The sequence below is a fragment of the Dokdonella sp. genome, from assembly GCF_035703485.1.
In the GTDB taxonomy this organism is placed as follows: Bacteria; Pseudomonadota; Gammaproteobacteria; order Xanthomonadales; family Rhodanobacteraceae; genus Dokdonella.
On the sequence record NZ_DASSYD010000045.1, the window covers coordinates 1 to 20,731 of the forward strand.

General features: G+C 59.8%; 19 protein-coding genes. 17 read left to right on the forward strand and 2 right to left on the reverse strand.

Annotated elements, in window-relative coordinates; all coding sequences use genetic code 11:
* Window positions 1–228 precede the first annotated feature (228 nt).
* Window positions 229–1,164 (reverse strand): carbohydrate kinase family protein, encoded by a 936-nt coding sequence (locus VFN25_RS03285; RefSeq protein ID WP_325138778.1) that lies wholly within the window; start codon window positions 1,162–1,164, stop codon window positions 229–231.
* 194 nt (window positions 1,165–1,358) lie between these two features.
* On the opposite strand from VFN25_RS03285, the gene VFN25_RS03290 reads away from it, so the two are divergent.
* The 16 genes from VFN25_RS03290 (at window position 1,359) to lpxC (ending at window position 19,094) form a co-directional block, all read left to right on the forward strand.
* The gene (locus VFN25_RS03290) at window positions 1,359–2,027 is read left to right on the forward strand and encodes a class I SAM-dependent methyltransferase (protein ID WP_325138779.1); all 669 of its coding nucleotides are present in this window, start codon (window positions 1,359–1,361) and stop codon (window positions 2,025–2,027) included.
* 297 nt (window positions 2,028–2,324) lie between these two features.
* Window positions 2,325–2,771: a division/cell wall cluster transcriptional repressor MraZ gene (gene mraZ, locus VFN25_RS03295; protein WP_325138853.1), complete on the forward strand. Its 447-nt coding sequence runs from the start codon at window positions 2,325–2,327 to the stop codon at window positions 2,769–2,771.
* Between the two features lie 13 nt (window positions 2,772–2,784).
* Window positions 2,785–3,708, forward strand: a complete 924-nt coding sequence (rsmH, locus tag VFN25_RS03300) for a 16S rRNA (cytosine(1402)-N(4))-methyltransferase RsmH (RefSeq protein WP_325138781.1) — start codon at window positions 2,785–2,787, stop codon at window positions 3,706–3,708.
* Window positions 3,705–3,974, forward strand: a complete 270-nt coding sequence (ftsL, locus tag VFN25_RS03305; RefSeq protein WP_414648839.1) for a cell division protein FtsL — start codon at window positions 3,705–3,707, stop codon at window positions 3,972–3,974. The genes rsmH and ftsL overlap by 4 nt, the downstream gene beginning before the upstream one ends.
* Before the next feature lie 143 nt (window positions 3,975–4,117).
* Window positions 4,118–5,896, forward strand: coding sequence for a penicillin-binding protein 2 (locus VFN25_RS03310; RefSeq protein WP_325138783.1), 1,779 nt, complete (start codon window positions 4,118–4,120; stop codon window positions 5,894–5,896).
* Window positions 5,893–7,374, forward strand: coding sequence for a UDP-N-acetylmuramoyl-L-alanyl-D-glutamate--2,6-diaminopimelate ligase (locus VFN25_RS03315; protein ID WP_325138785.1), 1,482 nt, complete (start codon window positions 5,893–5,895; stop codon window positions 7,372–7,374). Before VFN25_RS03310 ends, VFN25_RS03315 begins: the two co-directional genes overlap by 4 nt.
* A complete protein-coding gene (locus tag VFN25_RS03320; RefSeq protein WP_325138787.1) occupies window positions 7,368–8,738 on the forward strand; it encodes a UDP-N-acetylmuramoyl-tripeptide--D-alanyl-D-alanine ligase in 1,371 nt (456 codons plus the stop codon). The genes VFN25_RS03315 and VFN25_RS03320 overlap by 7 nt, the downstream gene beginning before the upstream one ends.
* Complete coding sequence (mraY, locus tag VFN25_RS03325; protein ID WP_325138790.1) at window positions 8,728–9,810, forward strand: phospho-N-acetylmuramoyl-pentapeptide-transferase; 1,083 nt, start codon at window positions 8,728–8,730, stop codon at window positions 9,808–9,810. Before VFN25_RS03320 ends, mraY begins: the two co-directional genes overlap by 11 nt.
* Window positions 9,810–11,027 carry a putative lipid II flippase FtsW gene (gene ftsW / locus VFN25_RS03330; RefSeq protein WP_325138792.1) on the forward strand — a complete coding sequence of 406 codons (1,218 nt, stop codon included), beginning with the start codon at window positions 9,810–9,812 and terminating at the stop codon, window positions 11,025–11,027. Before mraY ends, ftsW begins: the two co-directional genes overlap by 1 nt.
* Window positions 11,024–12,091, forward strand: coding sequence for an undecaprenyldiphospho-muramoylpentapeptide beta-N-acetylglucosaminyltransferase (gene murG / locus VFN25_RS03335; RefSeq protein WP_325138794.1), 1,068 nt, complete (start codon window positions 11,024–11,026; stop codon window positions 12,089–12,091). Before ftsW ends, murG begins: the two co-directional genes overlap by 4 nt.
* Window positions 12,088–13,527, forward strand: a complete 1,440-nt coding sequence (murC, locus tag VFN25_RS03340; protein WP_325138796.1) for a UDP-N-acetylmuramate--L-alanine ligase — start codon at window positions 12,088–12,090, stop codon at window positions 13,525–13,527. Before murG ends, murC begins: the two co-directional genes overlap by 4 nt.
* The gene (locus tag VFN25_RS03345) at window positions 13,524–14,486 is read left to right on the forward strand and encodes a D-alanine--D-alanine ligase (RefSeq protein ID WP_325138798.1); all 963 of its coding nucleotides are present in this window, start codon (window positions 13,524–13,526) and stop codon (window positions 14,484–14,486) included. The genes murC and VFN25_RS03345 overlap by 4 nt, the downstream gene beginning before the upstream one ends.
* The gene (locus tag VFN25_RS03350; protein WP_325138799.1) at window positions 14,483–15,238 is read left to right on the forward strand and encodes a cell division protein FtsQ/DivIB; all 756 of its coding nucleotides are present in this window, start codon (window positions 14,483–14,485) and stop codon (window positions 15,236–15,238) included. The genes VFN25_RS03345 and VFN25_RS03350 overlap by 4 nt, the downstream gene beginning before the upstream one ends.
* A 6-nt stretch (window positions 15,239–15,244) precedes the next feature.
* Complete coding sequence (gene ftsA / locus VFN25_RS03355; protein WP_325138801.1) at window positions 15,245–16,474, forward strand: cell division protein FtsA; 1,230 nt, start codon at window positions 15,245–15,247, stop codon at window positions 16,472–16,474.
* 180 nt (window positions 16,475–16,654) lie between these two features.
* On the forward strand, window positions 16,655–17,839 hold the full coding sequence (ftsZ, locus tag VFN25_RS03360) for a cell division protein FtsZ (protein WP_325138803.1): 1,185 nt from the start codon (window positions 16,655–16,657) through the stop codon (window positions 17,837–17,839).
* Between the two features lie 343 nt (window positions 17,840–18,182).
* Window positions 18,183–19,094 (forward strand): UDP-3-O-acyl-N-acetylglucosamine deacetylase, encoded by a 912-nt coding sequence (gene lpxC, locus VFN25_RS03365; protein ID WP_325138805.1) that lies wholly within the window; start codon window positions 18,183–18,185, stop codon window positions 19,092–19,094.
* A 60-nt stretch (window positions 19,095–19,154) separates the two neighbouring features.
* Here lpxC and VFN25_RS03370 read toward each other — a convergent pair whose 3' ends face one another.
* Complete coding sequence (locus VFN25_RS03370) at window positions 19,155–19,565, reverse strand: DUF721 domain-containing protein (RefSeq protein ID WP_325138807.1); 411 nt, start codon at window positions 19,563–19,565, stop codon at window positions 19,155–19,157.
* An 89-nt stretch (window positions 19,566–19,654) separates the two neighbouring features.
* On the opposite strand from VFN25_RS03370, the gene VFN25_RS03375 reads away from it, so the two are divergent.
* Window positions 19,655–20,596 carry a M23 family metallopeptidase gene (locus VFN25_RS03375; RefSeq protein WP_325138810.1) on the forward strand — a complete coding sequence of 314 codons (942 nt, stop codon included), beginning with the start codon at window positions 19,655–19,657 and terminating at the stop codon, window positions 20,594–20,596.
* Window positions 20,597–20,731: the final 135 nt, after the last annotated feature.

Consider the following 20,731-nt stretch of genomic DNA (forward strand, 5'->3'; position numbering starts at 1 on the left):
AAGCCATGCAAGAGTAGGTCATCGCTGAGCGCTTTATCCAAAACCCCATCCGAGAAATCGGGTGGGGTTTTTTATGACCTCTTGCATCAAGCGGCGCAGCCGCGCGAACTGCAACAGGTCATCGCTGAGCGCTTCATTCGAAGCCCCGTCGGCACAATGCTGTTCGTCATGTGACCGCTTTCAACAGCCGAACGGCTGGTCAAGGCATCGCGGCTGTCGAGCACACCCTCACTCAAGCGCATAACCAAACTGCTGGCGGAACTGGTCGGAGAACTGGCGGTAGTCAAAGCGCTGGTTTTGCGTTCCGGGGTGCTCGACTTTGAGCGCGCCCATCAGGTTGCCGATGCGGCCGATGGTCATCCAGTCATAGCCCTTCATGATGCCGTGGATCAAGCCGGCGCGAAATGCATCACCACATCCGGTTGGATCGGTAATCCGGCGCTCGTGCGCAGGAGGAACGTCCAGGGTTTTGCCATCGGTATGAATTTTTGCGCCTCTCGGGCCGCAAGTGGTGATGTAGGCTTTTACCCGACTGGCGATCTCTGCCTCGGTCCAGCCGGTTTTCTCCTGCAGCAGGTTCGATTCGTAGTCATTGACGGTGACATAGTCCGCTTGATCGACGAAGTGGCGCAGTTCCTCACCATTGAACAGCGGCATGGCTTGTCCCGGATCGAAGATAAACGGAATGCCGCCTTCGAGGAATTCACGCGCGTTCTGCAGCATGCCCTCGCGACCATCCGGACTGACGATGCCGAACTCGACGTCTTTGACATCCTTCACATGATTTTCGTACGAACGCATCATCGCGCCCGGATGAAACGCGGTGATCTGGTTGTTGTCGAGATCGGTTGTGATGAATGCCTGGGGCGTGAACAGATCGGTCAGTTCCTTGACCTGATCGAGTCGGATGTCGTATTCCTCGAAGTGTTCGCGATAGGGACCGAAATCCTGTCCCACGGTTGCCATGGGGATCGGTTCTCCGCCGAGCAGCTTGAGGTTGTAAGCGATGTTGCCGGCACAGCCGCCGAATTCGCGGCGCATTCGCGGGACCAGAAACGACACGTTGAGGATGTGAACCTTGTCCGGCAGGATGTGATTCTTGAACTGGTCCGGAAAGACCATGATGGTGTCATAGGCGAGAGAACCGCAGATCAGTGCCGACATCGATTGAACCCTTTTGATAGCTTGGTGGTGCCGAGTGCTTTGCGAAAAATCATCAAGCGGTCGACAGTGGACAAAGGATGCGATCTTGCACGACTTTTGCTGCTGACGCACCTTGCTGGATACTCTGCAAATGACGAGCAAGTCGGTATTGTTGCTTTCCACCCATTGCCAAGGCGGTCTGAGCGGATCCATGCATGAACGATGAGGAGATCATCGAGCGCTGGAAAGACAACAGCGTGCCATGGATAGCGGCGGTTCGAGAAGGCCGCATCCGCAGTCGCGTTGTTGCTACCGATGATGCGATCGTCAACGCGGTACTGGCGCGATCGCCTCGATCGGTGCTCGATATCGGTTGCGGCGAAGGCTGGTTGGTGCGCAGGCTTGGCCGACACGGGATCGACGTTCTTGGTGTTGATGTTGTGCCTGAACTGATCGAGAAGGCTCGCACGGAAGAAGGTGGCCGCTACGACCTTCTGTCCTATGAAGACCTGGCCGCACACGGTCTGGAAGAGTCGTTCGATATCTGCGTGTGCAACTTCTCGTTGCTCGGTGAGATGGCTGCAGATGACCTGGTTGCAGCGGTGCCTTCATTGCTCAAGCCCGGCGGCGCGTTGATTGTGCAAACCTTGCATCCCTGGGTGGCCTCTATCGACAACCCCTATCAAGATGGTTGGCGGTCGGGATCCTGGCTCGGTATCGAAGGCGAATTTGGCGAGCCAGCGCCCTGGTACTTCAGAACACTGCAGAACTGGTCGCAATTGTTTTCAAAAGCGGGATTTTGCATCGACCAGATTCTGGAGCCCGCCAATCCGGAAACTCGGCAACCGGCCTCGTTGATTCTCGTCGGGGTCGTTCCTTCTTGAGGCTATCCGCAAGACCTGCAAGCGGCTTCACCCAGTTGAATCCTCACCCGACCGCCAGCTACACCAATGAAGCCAGTTGCGCCGCTGACAAATCTGGCCTCTGACGGGAATACCGACCACCGCTGTGGATTTCCCGAAGCGGTTCCTGAATCGGCCCAATGGTCGTTGCTCGAGACTGCCAATCGATAGCGGTCGACTCAACCCCGAATGCCCCGCAAAGACGCTCAAATTTCCTTGACAGTCCGTGACTTGGCGCATAAGGTGGGTTTTGGTGGGTTTTTGTGGTGTTGAGTGGATATGTTTCAGGGCGAAGCCGCAGTCACGCTGGACGAAAAGGGTCGGGTTTCCATTCCCGCAACCCATCGCGAAGCGGTGGCCAAGCACAGCGGAAATCGCCTCGTGGTCACCTATAACCCGTTTGAACATGGCTGTTTGTGGTTGTTTCCCGAAAAGGAGTGGGAACAGGTGCGCGATGAGGTCAATGCCCTGTCCAAGGCCAAGACTGTCCATCGCAACCTGCAGATGAAGCTGGTCGGTGCTGCTGCGCATGTCGAGCCGGATGGCAATGGACGGGTGCTGCTGCCGGCGAGTCAGCGTGGCGCGGCGGGCATAGAAAAGAAAGCGGTATTGCTGGGTATGGGCAACAAGCTGGAGTTGTGGAGCGAGCAGGCGCACCTGGCCAAGATTCGCGAAACGATCGGTGAGGAGCAGATCACGGAGGACATGCTCGATCTCAAGTTCTAGTCGGGAAGAAACCATGGCGGAAGCGGAATTCACGCACGCGCCGGTCATGCTGGAAGAGGTGATCGAGGCGCTGCAGATCCAGCCACAGGGAATCTATCTCGATGGCACGTTTGGCCGCGGCGGCCATGCGCGTGAGGTGTTGAAGCGGTTGGATGAAAGGGGTCGCTTGCTATTGATGGATCGTGATCCGACGGCGATCGAGCAAGCGATCAAGGAGTTTGGCAAGGACGATCGAGTGCGGATACATCAGTCGAATTTCGCCGACATGGGGCTTTGGGCTGAAGCGGATCAGGCACTCGACGGCGTGTTTCTCGATCTCGGCGTGTCTTCGCCGCAAATCGATGATGCAAGCCGGGGTTTCAGCTTCCAGGCGGATGGTCCTCTCGACATGCGCATGGATCCAGGATCCGGTCGCAGCGCCGCCGAATGGCTGGCAGCAGCAACCGAAACGGAAATTGCCGAGGTGTTGTGGCGCTATGGAGAAGAACGTCTGAGCCGAAGGATTGCCAAGGTCATTGTCGAGAAGCGCGCCGAGCAGGCGCTGCAGACGACGACGCAATTGGCCGAGCTGGTGGCAAGGACGATCGGTCATCGCGAACGCAACAAGCATCCGGCGACGCGTACGTTCCAGGCGCTGCGTATCCATCTCAACGACGAGCTGGGTGCGTTGGAGACGGGGCTTCAAGCGGCGCTGGAGCGGCTCAAGCCGGGCGGCCGCCTGGTCGTGATCAGCTTCCACTCGCTGGAGGATCGTGTGGTCAAGCATTTCATGCGAGGACAGGCATCGCGGCCGATCAACCGGCGCAATCTGCCGCCGATTGAAGTGCCGCCCTCGCCACTCCATGCGCTTGGAAAACAGTTTGCCGGGGCCGCTGAACTGGCGGCAAATCCGCGATCGCGCAGTGCGGTGCTGCGAGTGGCGGAGAAACGTACATGAGCCTGCGTGTAATCGCCATGCTGGTGCTGGTCGCTGCAGTCATCGTCAGCGCCATCGGTGTGGTTTATGCGCGGCACGAAAGTCGTCGCCATTTTGTCGAGTTGAATCGGCTGACCAATGAGCGCGACAACCTGAATTTCGAGTTCGGCCGTCTGGAAATAGAGCAGGCGACCTGGGCGGAAAATAATCGAATAGAACAGATTGCACGCGGTCGTCTCGGCATGGTTTCGCCGGGACCCGCGGAGATGATCGTCACGACACATTGATCCGACAGTGAGGGGGAACTCACAGTCATGAATGAAAGCGCCATCGCAAGGATTGCGAACCACATTCCGACTTCGGTCGGCATTTCGAGCACCCGCACATTCGTGCAGGTGCTCGGCTGCCTGCCGATTTCAGGAGCATGCCGATGACGCCGCGAGCCAAGCCGGCGAATTTGCGTGCGCGCCTGTACATGGTGCTGATGGTGCTCGCTCTTGCCTCGACCGCCCTGGTCGTGCGCGCTGTCGACCTCCAGGTTGTGCGCAAGGATTTCTATCAAGGCGAAGGGGATGCGCGTTATCTGCGTGATATTCCGATCCCGGTCTCTCGCGGCACGATTTTCGATCGCAATGGCGAACCGCTGGCGGTATCGACTCCGGTCGAGTCGATCTGGGGAAATCCGCAGGAGCTGCTGGCCAATCCCGAACAGTTGCCGATCCTGGCCAAGGCGCTTGGCGTGACCACTGCCGACCTGACCGAGCGACTGGTGCAGCGCAAGGACAAGGAATTTCTCTATCTGAAACGACAGGTCGATCCGGATGCGGCCGCGGAGATTCTCGATCTCAAGATTCCGGGCGTGGCCAGCGAGCGGGCATTTCGTCGCTACTATCCCAGCGGCGAAATTCTCGCCCACGCGCTCGGCGTGACGAATATTGATGATCGCGGCCAGGAAGGTCTGGAGCTGGCGTTTGATGACTGGCTGGCCGGCAAGCCAGGGCTCAAGCGGGTCATTCGCGATCGCCTCGGTCATGTTGTGGAGAACGTCGAACTGTTGCAGGCCGCGCAGCCAGGGCGCGATCTCACCTTGTCGATTGATCGGCGCATCCAGTATCTGGCCTATCGAGAGCTGAAATCGGCAATCCTCGAACACCGTGCGTCATCCGGCTCGATGGTCATTCTCGATGTCAGCAACGGTGAAGTGCTGGCGATGGTCAATCAGCCTTCATTCAATCCAAACTCCCGCTCCGCAATCAACCCGGCTTATCGTCGCAATCGCGCCGTGACCGATGTCGTCGAGCCCGGTTCGACGATGAAGCCATTCACGATTGCCGCAGCGCTGGAAAGCGGGCAATGGACGCCCGAATCGAAGATCGACACGACCCCAGGCACCTTGAAGCTGCAGGGCGGCTACACGATCAGTGATCACCGCAACTACGGAATGATCAATGTCACCCGTGTCATCACCAAGTCGAGCAACGTCGGCGCAGCCAAGATTGCGGCGACGCTGAGCAGCGAGCACATGTACGACGTGCTCCACCGCTTCGGCTTTGGTGAAGTCAGCGGTTGCGGTTTCCCCGGTGAGTCGCCGGGTTACCTGCCGATCTCGAAAAGCTGGGGTCCGGTGGAGAAGGCCACCATCGCCTACGGCTATGGACTCAGCGTGACCACCATGCAAATTGCCCAGGCCTATGCGGCGCTGGCCAATGGTGGTCGATTGCGCCAGCCGGGCTTTGTCAAAGGTGCCGTCAATCCGGATAGCGCGGTGATTGATCCGCAGATCGCGGCGAGCGTACGCGACATGCTGGAAACCGTCATTTCACCCGAGGGATCGGGGCTTGCCGCAGCCGTTCCGAACTATCGAGTTGCGGGCAAGACCGGTACCTCACGACGTGCAGTCGCCGGCGGCTATGAGAAACGTTATGTGTCGCTGTTCTCGGGCATGGTGCCGGCCAGCAATCCGCGTCTCGTTGGCGTGGTTGTCATCAACGATCCAGGCCAGGGTAACGGCGCGTACTTCGGTGGCCTGATCTCGGCACCGGTATTCAGCAAGGTCATGGCCAACGCGCTGCGCCTGCTCGATGTCGCGCCAGACAATGTCCAGCACTGGTATGCCGGCTCTCCCGATGTCGGGCATCCAATCGACCCGACCAGCGAGCGTCCCGAGTATCCCGCCGACCAGCCGAACTACGAGGAGGCCGTACCATGAGGTCGGCCACGCGCCTTGGTGAGCTGCTGGCCGGACATGCCGATGTCGGGGCCTTTGCCGACGTCGTCGTGCGGGGCTTGAGTCTGGATTCGCGGAACATTGATGCCGGGGATGCATTCGTCGCCTTGCAGGGAACTCGCCAGCACGGCATCGATTTCGCCGCCAAGGCGCTCGCGCGAGGGGCGAGCATCGTGCTCGCAGAGGTTGCGCCCGCAATCACTGCGGAGCGCCTCGATGGCGATGTGTTGTGGATCGAAGGCTTGCGAAAAAAATTGGGTCTGATCGCTGCGCGATTCCACGGTGATCCTTCGCGCAGCATGCGCATCACCGGCGTGACCGGCACCAACGGCAAGACTTCAGTGGTGCAGTTGCTGGCACAGGCGTTGAACCGCATGGGCCGGAGCGCGGCAACAATCGGAACGCTGGGTGCGGGAATGCACGGACGCGTCGATGCCGGCGAACGTACGACACCAGATGCAATCAACCAGCAGCGCTTGCTGGCGACCTTTCTTGCAGCGGCTGCGACCGACGTTGCCATGGAAGTTTCATCTCACGCGCTGGACCAGGATCGGGTAAACGGAATCCAGTTCAATGTCGCCGTATTCACCAATCTGAGCCGCGATCATCTCGATTATCACGGCGATATGGCTACTTATGCGGCGGCCAAGCAACGCTTGTTCGCCATGCCCGGCCTGTCTGCAGCCGTCGTCAATATTGATGATCCGTTTGGACGTCAATTGATGGTCAGCTTGCCTGGCGGCATCACCAGGTTGGGCTATGCAATCGAGAACGCTCATGCCGAAATCAGGGCGATCGATGTCGAGACTCGAGCAAGCGGGCTGCAATTCACGCTGCGTACGCCCGAGGGCGAAGGCCGGATCGAATCGAATCTGCTTGGTCGCTTCAACGTATCCAACTTGCTGGCCGTGGCTGCGAGTCTCACCGCGCTTGGCCACAAGTTCGACGATATCCGTGTGGCGCTGTCGCAACTGGAACCGGTCCGCGGACGCATGAGCCGTCTCGGTGGCGACACGCTGCAACCCCTCGTCGTCGTCGACTACGCGCATACGCCGGATGCCCTGGAGCAGGCGCTGACCAATTTGCGAGCGCATTGCAACGGGGCTCTTGTCTGCGTGTTCGGTTGCGGAGGCGAGCGCGATATCGGCAAGCGTGCGCAGATGGCGGCCATTGCCGAACGTCTCGCCGACGAGGTGATCGTCACTGACGACAATCCGCGCGGTGAGGATGGGGACGCAATCGTTGCCGCGATCCTGTCCGGTTTTGCCAAGCCGGATGTCGTGCAAATCGAGCGCGATCGCGGCAAGGCCATCCAGCGTGCAATCACTGATGCGCGTGACAACGACATCGTTCTGATCGCTGGCAAGGGCCACGAGCCCTACCAGGAAGTGAATGGAGTTCGCCACCCGTTCGACGATATCGAAGTGGCTCGGCGCGCACTTGGAGCGCGGCCATGCTGAATCTTGATCTGACCACTATTGCACAAATCACGACAGGTCGTTTGCACGGCCGTGATGTTCGCATCACGGAAGTTTCGACCGATAGTCGGCAGTCGAGTCGCGATGCCCTGTTTGTCGCCCTGCGCGGCGAAAATCATGATGCGCACGACTTTGTCGAAGCGGCAAAATCGCAAGGGGCCTGTGCGGCCCTGGTCGAGCGCCAACTCGATATCGAGCTGCCTCAGGTCATCGTTGCCGATAGCCAGATCGCCCTTGGTCAATTGGCCGGCCACGTGCGCCGGGAGCGAGAGCTTTGCGTCATCGGCATCACCGGGTCAAACGGCAAGACCACAGTCAAGACCCTGCTCGCTGGCATTCTCGGTTTGCATGCGCCGACACATTTCAGCGTGGGCAGCTTCAATAACGAAATCGGACTTCCATTGACCTTGCTGGCAACGCCCGAGGATGCGCAATTCGTCGTCCTTGAAATGGGTGCCGGCAAGCCCGGCGACATCGCCTATCTGGTGCAAATCGCGCTACCGCAGATCGGACTCGTCAACAACATCGCACCGGCCCATCTTGAGCGAATGGGTTCCCTCGAAGGAGTCGCCAGCACCAAGGGCGCGCTCTATTCAGGTTTGCCAGCACATGGCATCGCAGTGATCAACGCAGATGACACCTTCGCGCCCTTCTTCATAGAACTCGCATCTGGCCGGACTCTGATTCGCTTCGGATTGGGTGAGGGTGCTGAAGTCACTGCGCGCTTCACCCCGACCGGCCCCGATTCTGAATTCACCCTGGTCACGCCGATCGGTGAGATCGAAATTTCGACCCCGCTACTCGGTTTGCACAATGTGCTCAATGCGCTGGCGGCGAGCAGCCTCGCACTCGCCGTGGATGTTCCACTGGCGACCATCAAGGCAGGCCTGGAAGGCGCGAGCGCCGTTTCCGGGCGCAGCGCGCGACGTCTGCACAGCAGTGGCGCGACCATCATCGATGATACCTACAACGCCAATCCGGCTTCGTTTTCCGCAGCGATCAATACCCTGGCGGCCTGCACTGGAACTCGCATCCTCGTGGTCGGTGACATGCGCGAACTTGGGCCCGATGGCGAACGCCTGCATGCCGAGACGGGGGCGCTGGCATTGAACAAGGGTATCGATCGTCTTTACGCCGTCGGTGACCTGAGTCGTGCCGCCGCGCAAGCATTCGGCAATGAAGCCAGGTATTTCGAAAATCAGGAATCACTGATCCGCGCTCTCGAAGAAGAACTGAAGCCCGACGCTACCTTGCTGGTCAAGGGCTCGCGCGGCTCGGCCATGGATCGGGTCGTCCGTGCTTTGTTCGGCGACGAAATTGTCCAGGGGGATCGTCATGTTGCTTGAACTCGCCGATCTTCTACGCAACTGGTACAGCGGCTTTCATCTGTTTCAGTACCTGACCTTCCGCGCCATCATGAGCACCCTGACCGCGCTTGCCGTGTCATTGCTGATCGGCCCGGCGGTAATCCGCAAGCTCGGTGATCTGAAGGCCGGGCAAGTAGTTCGGTCCGATGGGCCGCAGACACATCTGGTCAAGGCTGGTACGCCGACCATGGGCGGCTTGTTGATCATCCTCGCGGTCGCAATTGCCACCTTGTTGTGGATGGATTTGCACAATCGCTACGTGTGGATGGTGCTCGGCGTGACCGTGGCGTTTGGTGGCATTGGCTTCTACGACGACTACAAGAAGCTCGTGTTGCGTGACAGCCGTGGATTGGCCTCGCGCTGGAAGTACTTCTGGCAATCGGTTTTCGGTCTGGCCATCGCGGTGATCCTCTACACGCAAGCCGATCTGCCCGCACATACCGCGTTGTATGTGCCGGTGTTCAAGACGATCGCAATTCCGCTTGGAATCCTTTTCGTGCCGCTGGCCTATCTGATGATCGTTGGATTCTCCAATGCGGTGAATCTGACCGATGGTCTCGATGGACTGGCAATCATGCCGAGCGTGCTGGTGGTCACTGCACTCGGTGCCTTTGCCTATCTGGCTGGCAACGCGGTGTTCTCCAGCTATCTGCAAATTCCCTCGATACCGGGTGCCGGCGAACTGGTGATCTTTTGTGGTGCGCTGGCCGGAGCCGGTTTGGGCTTCCTCTGGTTCAACACCTATCCGGCCCAGGTCTTCATGGGTGATATCGGCGCACTGGCTGTAGGTGCCGCGATCGGAACCATTGCAGTGATCGTGCGACAGGAAATCGTCTTGCTGATCATGGGCGGCGTCTTCGTCATGGAGACTGCTTCAGTGATTCTCCAGGTAGCCAGTTTCAAGCTCACCGGCAAGCGCATTTTCCGCATGGCACCGATCCACCATCACTTTGAACTCAAGGGCTGGCCGGAGCCGCGCGTGATCGTGCGCTTCTGGATCATCAGTGTGGTTCTTGTTCTGGTCGGTCTCGCGACCCTGAAGGTGCGTTGATGTTCGAATCGGCCGCCAACTCCCAGGCTAAACGACGCGGGGCGCCGCAAGGCCGCTACGATCGTGGCGTCATTCTGTCAGCGCTGGGTCTGGTCAGTCTCGGCCTGATCATGGTTGCCTCGAGCTCGATTTCGATTGCCGACAGCCAGAATATCGGACCGTTTCACTACCTGTATCGCCATCTGGCCTTTCTGGTGTTGGGCATCAGTCTGGCCTGCGGCGTCGCGCGTATCGAATTGGCCACGATCGAGAAGCATGCGGTCCTGCTCCTGCTGCTTGCATTCATATTGTTGTTGCTCGTGTTTGTTCCGGGAATCGGCATGCGCGTCAACGGCGCACGGCGCTGGATCAACCTTGGCATCTCCGGATTTCAATCGGTCGAGATGGTCAAGTTGATCCTGATCGTCTATCTGGCCAGCTATCTCGTGCGCCATCGCGATAGTGTTCACGCGAGCATGGCCGGCGTGCTCAAGCCCATCGGCATCTCCGGGCTGCTTGTCCTGCTCCTGCTGGCTCAGCCGGACTTCGGCAGCGCTACCTTGCTGATTGCAGTCAGTCTCGGCATGGTCTGGCTGGGCGGCGCACGCCTGCGAAATCTCGGATTGCTTGCCGCCGTGGCGACGCCGGCCCTGGCCTGGGCGGCGATGTTCGAGGACTACCGTCTGAAGCGTCTCAAGTCGTTCCTTGATCCCTGGGCTGACCCCTTCAACGAGGGCTTCCAGTTGACCCAGGCCTTGATCGCGGTGGGCCGCGGAGAATGGTTCGGTGTGGGACTTGGTGCCAGTGTGCAGAAGCTCTTCTACCTGCCCGAAGCACATACGGACTTCATCCTCGCCGTGATCGCCGAAGAGCTCGGCTTCTTCGGCATTCTCCTCGTCCTCGGCTTGTTCGCCTGGCTGGTGGGCAGTGGCATGCGCATCGGACTTCGCGCAATGGAGCGCGGCCAGCGATTCGGTGGCTATTGCGCCTTCGGCGTCTCGCTGATGATCGCCTTCCAGGCGTTGGTATCAATTGGTGTGAATCTTGGCGTTCTGCCGACCAAGGGCCTGACCTTGCCGCTGATCAGTTCCGGTGGCTCCAGCGTGATGATGACCTGCGTTGCCATTGGTTTGCTGGCGCGAGTCAGCTATGAACTTTCGCGTGCCGAAAACGCCGCCGCTCAGGCAGTGGCTGCGACGAACGAAGACCACGCTGTGGTCGAAGGACCATCGGCATGAACGGTCCGATCCTGATCATGGCCGGAGGAACCGGTGGCCATATTTTTCCAGGGATTGCGGTCGGCAGGGAATTGCGTGCGCGCGGCATCGCCGTGGTCTGGCTTGGTGGCAAGGTCGGCCTTGAAGGTCGACTGGTGCCGGAAGCCGGCTTCGAACTGGAAACACTGGATTTCAGCGGTGTGCGCGGAAAAGGCGTCCTGACCCTCGCCCTGGCACCGCTTCGATTGCTGCGCGCGATCCTTGCCGCTTACCGAATTCTGCGTCGGCTGCATCCGGTCAGCGTCTTGTCGATGGGTGGCTATGCGGCCGCACCGGGCGGCATTGCCGCCTGGCTGGCGCGCGTTCCGATGGTCGTGCATGAGCAAAATCGCGTGCCCGGCATGACCAATCGGCTGTTGTCGCGATTGGCCAAACGCACTCTGAGCGGCTTCGCCGACAGCTTTGCCGACGCCGAATGGGTCGGTAATCCGGTGCGCAAGGAAATTTCGGCGCTGCCAGCACCACAGCAACGTTTTGGCGGACGTGAGGGCGCGGTGCGCATCCTCGTTCTTGGCGGCAGTCAGGGCGCACAAAGCCTGAACACGATGCTGCCCGATGTGATTCAGCGTCGTGGCGATCGCGTGCCACTGCAAATCCGCCATCAATGCGGTGCGCGGCATCTGGAAAAGACACGTGCCGCCTATGCGAACGTGCAACTTGAGGTCAACGTGGAAGCCTTTGTCGAAGACATGGCAGCGGCTTATGCCTGGGCCGACCTTGTCATCTGTCGAGCCGGCGCGCTGACCATTGCCGAACTCTGTGCCGTCGGCGTCGGCTCCATTCTTGTGCCGTTTCCGCAAGCGGTGGACGATCATCAAACGCGCAACGCCGAAGTCCTTCTCAACGCCGGTGCAGCGCGCCTCGTGGCTGAAGGCGATGGCTTCGTCAAGCGCCTCGGTGGCTGTCTGGATGAGCTTGATCGAGACCGCCCGCGACTGTTGAAAATGGCTTCGGTAGCACGCGGACTGGCGCAGCCAGATTCGGTCGCCCGCATTGCCGATATCTGCATCAAGGTGGCCGCATGACTCCGCAGGCACTACGCCGTCACGGCGACATCATGCAGGACTTCCGTCGCGTTCACTTCGTTGGCATCGGCGGCGTCGGCATGAGCGGAATCGCCGAAGTGCTGCACAACCTCGGCTATACCGTGTCGGGTTCCGATCGTGCCGATTCGCCAACCACGCGCCGACTCGAATCCCTCGGAATCGTCGTCCAGCACGAGCATGCGGCGAGCAACGTCGAGCAGGCCGATGTGCTGGTCACCTCCAGTGCGATCCGCGCCGACAACCCGGAATTGCTGGCCGCAGCCGAGCGCCGGATCCCGGTGGTGCCGCGTGCGCAAATGCTCGGCGAGCTGATGCGTTTCCGCCGTGGCATCGCGGTCGCCGGAACCCACGGCAAGACCACCACAACCAGCCTTACCGCCAGTGTTCTCGCCGAAGCCGGTCTCGACCCCACGTTCGTCATCGGCGGCCAACTGACCGCGGCCGGTGCCAATGCGCGTCTCGGTACAGGCGAATTTCTGGTCGCCGAAGCTGACGAGTCAGACGGCTCGTTCCTGCTGCTTTCGCCGGTTATCGCGATCATCACCAACATCGATGTCGACCACCTCGAAAACTATGGGGGAGATTTCGAGCAGGTGAAATCGGCGTTTGACGAATTTCTCCATCACTTGCCGTTTTATGGTCTCGCGGTGATGTGCGTTGACGACCCTGAGGTCGCCGCTCTGGTCATTAGAACGCCACGCCGTGCGCTGACCTATGCGATCGACAATGACGCGGATATTCGCGCCAGTGATGTCCGCCAGGACGGAGCACGCATGCATTTCGATCTGCATCTTCCCGATCAGGATGAAGTGCTGCCGGTGACGCTCAACCTGCCAGGTCGACACAATGTTCTGAATGCTCTCGCAGCCTGCGCGGTTGGCTGGCAACTCGGCGTTGCCCCCAGCGCAATGCAAGCGGCATTGAGCGGGTTTGAAGGTGTTGGTCGACGCTTCTCGATGCGTGGCGAACTGCTCATTGATCAGGGCGCGGCATTGCTTGTCGATGACTACGGTCATCATCCCAGTGAACTCGCCGCCGTATTTTCCGCCGCTCGCGGTGGTTGGCCGAAACGGCGTCTGGTGGCCGCTTTTCAGCCACACCGCTATACCCGAACGAGAGATTTGCTCGATGACTTCTCACGCGTGCTCGCCGAGGTCGATGTGCTGATCCTGACCGAAGTTTATCCGGCTGGCGAGCAGCCGATCGCCAATGCCGATGCGCGTGCACTGGCACGTGCAATCCGGGCGCGCGGAAAAGTCGATCCGGTACTGATTGAACATCCGCGGAACCTGCGCGAAATCCTGCCGGCCCTGCTCGAAGATGGTGATCTGTTGCTGATGCTGGGAGCCGGAGATATCGGCGCGGCCGCCATCGAGCTTGCCGGCAAGCCGGATCTGAGGAGCACACCGTCATGACCGCGCGAATCACCGATCCGCGTCGATTCGGTCGCGTTGCCGTCGTATTTGGCGGAACCTCTGCCGAGCGCGAGGTCTCGCTCGACTCCGGACGCAACGTGCTCGCCGCACTGCGTGCGCGTGGCATCGATGCACATGCGGTTGATGGCATTCCGGCCCTGCTCGATGCCTTGCGTGCCGGTCACTACGCGCGCGTATTCAATATTCTGCATGGTCGTGGTGGCGAAGATGGAATGCTGCAAGGCGCGCTGGATGCGCTGCGCGTGCCCTACACCGGCAGTGGGATTCTCGGTTCGGCTTTGTCCATGGACAAGGTGCGGACCAAGCAGGTCTGGCAGGCGCTGGGCTTGCCGACTCCGCGCTACGCCGCCTGGCAGCCCGGTCAGGATCTTGAAGCGGCCATTGCGGCGATCGGCTATCCGGCCATCGTCAAGCCCTCGCACGAAGGTTCCAGCGTCGGCATCACCCGCGTTTTCAGTGCTGCCGACCTTCCAGCAGCCATCGAGCTGGCATGCCATCACGATGGCGAATTGCTGATCGAGGAGCTGATCGAAGGTGACGAACTGACCGTTGCGATCCTTGGCCGCGAAGCACTGCCGTCAATCCGCATCGTGCCGAAGGGCGCTTACTACGACTATCACGCCAAGTATGTCGCCGAGGATACCGAATACCTTTGTCCGGGCCTCGAAGCCGACGCCGAATCGGAATTGCGCGCGCTCTCGCTGCGCGCCTTCCTGGCCGCCGGTTGTTTCGGCTGGGGGCGGGTCGATGTCATGCGTGACCGCTCCGGCAACAATCGTCTGCTTGAGGTCAACACCGCGCCAGGCATGACCAGCCATTCGCTGGTACCAAAAGCCGCACAGCAAGAAGGCATCGATTTCGAGTCGCTGTGCTGGCAGATTCTCGAGAGCAGTCTCGATCGCGAGCCGGCCACCCAGGCTGACGGAGGTGCGCGATGAGCGGCACCTTGCTGACTCGTCTTCTGGCCTGGAGCATTGCCCTGACCCTGGTCGCCCTGCCCATCGTCGGCGTGCTCAATGGCTGGTTCGCCTCCGAGCGCTGGCCGGTACGCAAGATCGAACTGCGCGCCGAGTATGCGCATGTCAGTGCCGAGCAAATTCGAGCGGTGGTCGAAAGTCATCTGGCCAAGGGGTTTTTCGCCGTGCAACTGGACGAGGTCCAGGATGCCGTATCGCGCCTGCCTTGGGTGGAGCGGGTCGAGGCACGCAAGCAATGGCCGGATACGTTGAGCCTCGTTGTCTACGAGCGGCAACCGTTCGCCCGTTGGGGCGATTCCCGCCTGGTCAGTCGCAGCGGCGATTTGTTCGAGGTGCCGGGAGCTGATTCGATGCAGGGCCTGCCGCAATTGTCCGGACCGGATTCGCGTCTGGCCGATGTGATCGCCTTTCATGCCGAGTGCTTGCGTCAATTCTCCGGCAGCGGACTCACGTTGCAAGCCGTCGCATTGAGTGCCCGCGGCAGTTGGCGATTGACCCTTTCCAGCGGCGCCCTGATCGAGATCGGACGTGTTGATGCGATGGCGCGCCTGCATCGATTCATTGAGGTATGGCCAAGCCTCGCTGCAGCCAATGCCGGTCCGCCGGTCTACGTCGACCTGCGCTATGAAAACGGCTTCGCCATGCGCTGGGCGCTGCCCGAAGCACCCACCACGACACCACAGCCCGGCCCAGCGCCGGCCGGCCAGGTTTGAGTAGAGATGAATCGCAAGTCTGAAAAGAACCTCATTGTCGGCCTCGATATCGGTACATCGAAGATCGTCGCCATCGTCGGTGAGCACGAACCCGGGCAACCGGTCGAGATTATGGGGATCGGCTCGCATCCATCGCACGGACTCAAGCGCGGGGTCGTCGTCGACATTGAATCGACGGTGCAGTCGATCCAGCGCGCGATCGAGGAAGCCGAGTTGATGGCCGGTTGCGAAATTCGTTCGGTCTACGCCGGCATTGCCGGCAGCCACATTCGTTGTCTCAATTCGCACGGCATCGTGCCGATTCGTGACAAGGAAGTGACCGAGGCCGATCGAGAGCATGTGATTGAAGCTGCTCGCGCGGTGGCGATTCCGGCCGATCAGGAGCGCCTGTACCTCGAACCCCAGGACTACGTCATCGATGGTCAGGAAGGTATCCGTCACCCGATTGGCATGGCCGGTGTGCGCCTGGAATCGCGCGTGCACCTGGTTACCGGCGCCATGAGTGCAGCGGCCAATATCCGCAAGTGCGTTTCGCGCTGCGGGCTTCATGTCGATGGTCTGGTCCCCCAGCAGATTGCATCGAGCTTTGCCGTACTGACCCAGGATGAACGTGATCTCGGCGTCTGCCTGGTCGATATCGGCGCTGGCACCACCGACATCGCCATCTTCACCCAGGGGGCGATCCGTCATACCGCCTCGCTGCCAATCGCCGGCGATCAGGTCACCAACGACATTGCCGTCGCCCTGCGCACGCCGACCGCACATGCCGAGGAAATCAAGGTCAAGTACGCCTGTGCACTGGCCCAGCTCGCGCATGCCGAAGAAACCATCCAGGTGCCCAGCGTCGGAGATCGTCCGCCGCGTCGTCTGGCCCGGCAGACCCTCGCCGAAGTCGTGCAGCCACGCTACGAGGAATTGTTCTCGCTGGCCCAGGCCGAACTGCGTCGTTCCGGATACGAAAGCCTGGTCGCCGCGGGCATCGTGCTGACCGGAGGCGCGGCCAAGATGGAAGGCGTCGTCGATCTGGCCGAAGAGGTTTTCCATATGCCAGTGCGTCTCGGCGCGCCGCAGCATGTAACCGGACTCGCAGACGTCGTCTCCAATCAGATCCACTCAACCGGCGTCGGCTTGCTGCTGTATGGCAGCCGCCAGACCGCTCCTGGACCGGGTCGACGGGTCGAGGCGGTCGGCGGTGCCTGGAACCGGATAACCAGCTGGATCAAGGGAAATTTCTGAGCATGGCCACACGCCAGCGCTCATCAGGCAACACCCGCTGCGCAGGATGCGCGGTGGGGCAACCGAAACGGTTGTGCGGCGGAACACGCGCCAGTGATCCGCAAGACGTTCAATTGCCCGGATGGCAAGTCGAACGGTGTCATCAAATCAATACGGCTTAAGCCGACGGAGGACGGGAAAATGTTTGAGTTCATTGAAAGGATGGAGCCAAACGCGGTGATCAAGGTCATTGGCGTTGGTGGTGGTGGCGGCAATGCCGTCAGTCACATGGTCGATGCGCAAATCGAAGGCGTCGATTTCGTCTGCGCAAATACCGATGCACAGGCGCTCAAGAACAGCGGGGCGAAACACACCCTGCAATTGGGCTCGAATGTCACCAAGGGACTCGGCGCCGGAGCCAATCCCGAAGTCGGCCGACAAGCTGCGCTCGAAGATCGCGAACGCATCTGCGAATTGCTGCAAGGCGCGGACATGGCCTTCATTACCTGCGGCATGGGCGGTGGAACCGGCACCGGTGCCGCGCCCGTGGTCGCACAGTTGGCAAAGGAGATGGGCATTCTTACGGTTGCCGTCGTCACCAAGCCATTTCCGTTTGAAGGCCGTCGGCGCATGCAGGTGGCATTGAAAGGTATTGAAGACCTATCCCAGCATGTCGATTCGCTGATTACCGTTCCGAACGAAAAGCTGTTGACCGAACTGGGTCGTGACGTGACCCTGCTCAGCGCATTCAAGCAAGCCAATGATGTGCTGCTCGGTGCGGTGCAGGGCATCGCTGACCTGATCACCCGCCCGGGATTGATCAATGTCGACTTTGCCGACGTCCGCACCGTCATGTCCGAGATGGGTATGGCGATGATGGGCAGTGGCATCGCCCGCGGCGATGATCGTGCCGTGGCTGCCGCCGAGGCAGCGATCAACAATCCGTTGCTGGAAGACATCAACCTTGCCGGCGCCTGCGGCATTCTCGTCAACGTAACCGCCGGCAACAACCTGACCATGCGCGAATTCGACGAAATCGGCCAGGTCATCCACGAGTTCGCCAGCGAAGATGCCACCGTGGTCATCGGTACCGCACTCGATCCGGAACTCAAGGACGATATCCGCGTCACCGTGGTTGCCACCGGCTTGAACCGCAACGCGGTACGTCAACCGTTGCGCACGGAAAGCGAACGCGAAGCAATCATCGCGCCGCGTCCGCCGATGCGGGTGGTGCGCAATGCGAGCACCGGAGAGGTCGACTACACCGACGTCCCGGAGCGCATTGCCGCACATGCCCAGGCTCCTGCTGCGCAACCGGGGCCATCAGCGGACAGCCAGGTCGACTATCTGGATATTCCGGCGTTCTTGCGCCGCCAGGCGGACTGAAAATAACGGGAAAACACTCAAACTCCCGTTTCACCATCAATCAGTCCGAGTCGTGTCGGTCTGATTGGCGGGGTGCTGAAATGCGCCGAAGGGTTCGGACCCGATGCCGCTGCGTGGCGCCGCAGCGGCACAACCGTCTGTCCCGGTCTCACCCGATCTGGCACTGTCTGTGCAATGCAGGCAGCTGGTATTCTTGCTTGTCCGACATTTCAAACGGCCAGAATCTGTCGCTTATTCGCAACAGCCGTCTGATTTTAACGTCGGATTAACTATCGCTGAAGCACATGCTGTGCTACGCTCCCCGGCGTTTTCGTGCTCCTGCCCCAGGGCTCAGACCAAAAAAATGATCAAACAACGCACGCTCAAAAATGTAATAAGGGCGACAGGCGTAGGTCTCCACACAGGTGACAAGGTTTACATGACCTTGCGCCCGGCTGCGGTTGATACAGGAATTGTCTTTCGGCGCGTGGATCTTGCCGAGCCAGTGGAAATTCTCTCTTGTTGCGAGAATGTCGGAGATACCCGACTCTCGACCACCCTTGTCAAAGGCGATGTACGCATTGCCACCATCGAACATCTGCTTTCGGCCATCGCCGGGCTGGGTATCGACAATGCTTATGTCGACCTGTCCGCGCCCGAAGTGCCGATCATGGATGGCAGCGCCGGCCCGTTCGTCTTTCTGCTGCAGTCAGCGGGAATCGAGGAGCAGCCCAAGGCCAAGCGATTCGTCCGCATCAAGAAGTCGATCACCGTTCGCGATGGAGACAAATGGGCGCGATTCGAGCCGTTCGATGGCTTCAAGGTTGGTTTTTCAATCGATTTCGAACATCCGATGTTCGCCAAGCGCACGTCGACCAGCGAAATTGACTTCTCGACGACGTCGTTCGTCAAGGAAGTCAGCCGCGCACGAACCTTTGGTTTCATGCGCGATATCGAGATGCTGCGTGAGCGCAACCTTGCGCTGGGCGGTTCGATGGACAATGCCATCGTGCTCGATGACTACCGCGTCCTCAACGAGGATGGCCTTCGCTATGAAGATGAATTCGTCAAACACAAGATTCTTGACGCAATTGGTGACCTGTATCTCCTTGGTCACAGTCTGATTGGTGCATTCTACGGCTACAAGTCGGGGCATGAGCTCAACAACACCTTGCTTCGTGCCCTGCTTGCCGACAAGACAGCTTGGGAAGAAGTCAGCTTCGAGGACGAAACCAGTGCACCCATTTCCTACGCCCACCCGGCGCAGGCGTTGTAGCAAGATCAGTTGCACAGAGGCTCCGTCCAGGGGTCTCTGGTTTCAGGGGAGTGGAGGCCTTCAGGTCTCCGGAAAATAATCAGAAGAGGCGAGGGACGCCAGTTGCAGGTAAAGGGCCTGAAGTTCAGGGTCCGAGATGGTTTTTGCTGCTGAGCGCAGATGGTTTGCGGCGGTGGCCGAGAGTGGTTTTGCCCTGGTTGGCTCGGGGAGAACGGGCGGCAAAGGCGCCACTTTCACAGCAAAAAGTTCAACAGCGCTGCCAGTTGCAGTGCGGGCTTCGGTCAGCAGCTTGTCTTGATGCAGGCGCAGGCGGGTTGCCCAGGTTGAACTTGTTGCGATGAAAACAAGCCGTCCGTTGCGCAGGTCTGCGAGATGACACTCGCGAGCCAGTGTATCGGGCAATAGGTGACGGAGTTTTCCATCCAGTCGATCCAGGGCACGAGCGCGCGCAGCAATCGTGTCAACGGTCAAGCATTTCGCGATAGGCACCAAGGTGCTCGGTCGTGGTTTGCGGGGAGGCGAGCTTCGTTGCATGGCGGAACCCTTTCGGCGAATCGTGAATGAATATAATCTTAGTCGCAAAATCCCACACAACCCCGCGCTGTATCGAACTTGGCAGTGGCAAAGGTCGATTGTTGGCAGGAGGCGTGATCAGTGCCGCCTTGCTGTTGTTCGCAGGAATCGGCTTTGTCGTCGCATTGCTGACCGTCAATCCGCGTGATGCCGCAATGCGTGAATTGCTCTCGCTGCGTACCCAGATCCAGTCGCAACGGGCTGAACTTGGCAACGTTGAAACCGACTCTCGGCGCAATCTTGATGCGCTGGCCATGCAAATCGGCCAGTTGCGTGCCCAGGCGACCCGACTCAACGCACTCGGCGATCGGCTGACCCAAGCGGGCAAGCTTGAAGATGGTGAGTTTGATTTTGCTTCCGAACCGGCTTTGGGTGGACCGGAGGATATGCTCGCTGAAACCGATTCTCCACTGCCCCTGGGTAATGATATTGAAAGCTTGCGTGCCGAGTTTGGGCGCCAGGAAGCGCAGTTGGGTGTCCTCGAGAATCTGCTTTTTGACCGCAAGATCGACAATGCGATGCTGCCAGCCGGCATGCCTGTTGCGCACGGCTATATCGCCTCCGGCTATGGTGTACGAACTGATCCGATTACGGGCCGCCAGGCGGTTCATCGTGGTGTGGATTTCGATGTCCCGCTGGGCAGCGACGTGCTCGCCGTCGCGGAAGGCGTGGTGACTTATTCTGCCGTGCGAAATGGGTACGGAAACGTCGTCGAGATCGATCACGGCAATGGCTACATGACCCGCTACGCACACAATTCACGCAACGTGGTCGAGGTCGGCACGCGAGTACATGTCGGTCAGGTAATCGCCAAGGTCGGATCGACCGGGCGTTCGACCGGACCCCACTGTCACTTTGAAGTCTGGTTGAATGGACGCTCGGTCAATCCGATGGCTTACGTCCGTTCAACCCGGGCAACACGCAGTTAAATCTGCACGCAGACAGGTGTCGTGAGGATTGCGTCACCTGATCGACGTTGGCCCAAATCATTTTTGTGATCGGACAGCCCTTGAATCGGCCAATCTGACCCCTAATTTGTTGTTGCGTCGAGGCCGCCGTATCAT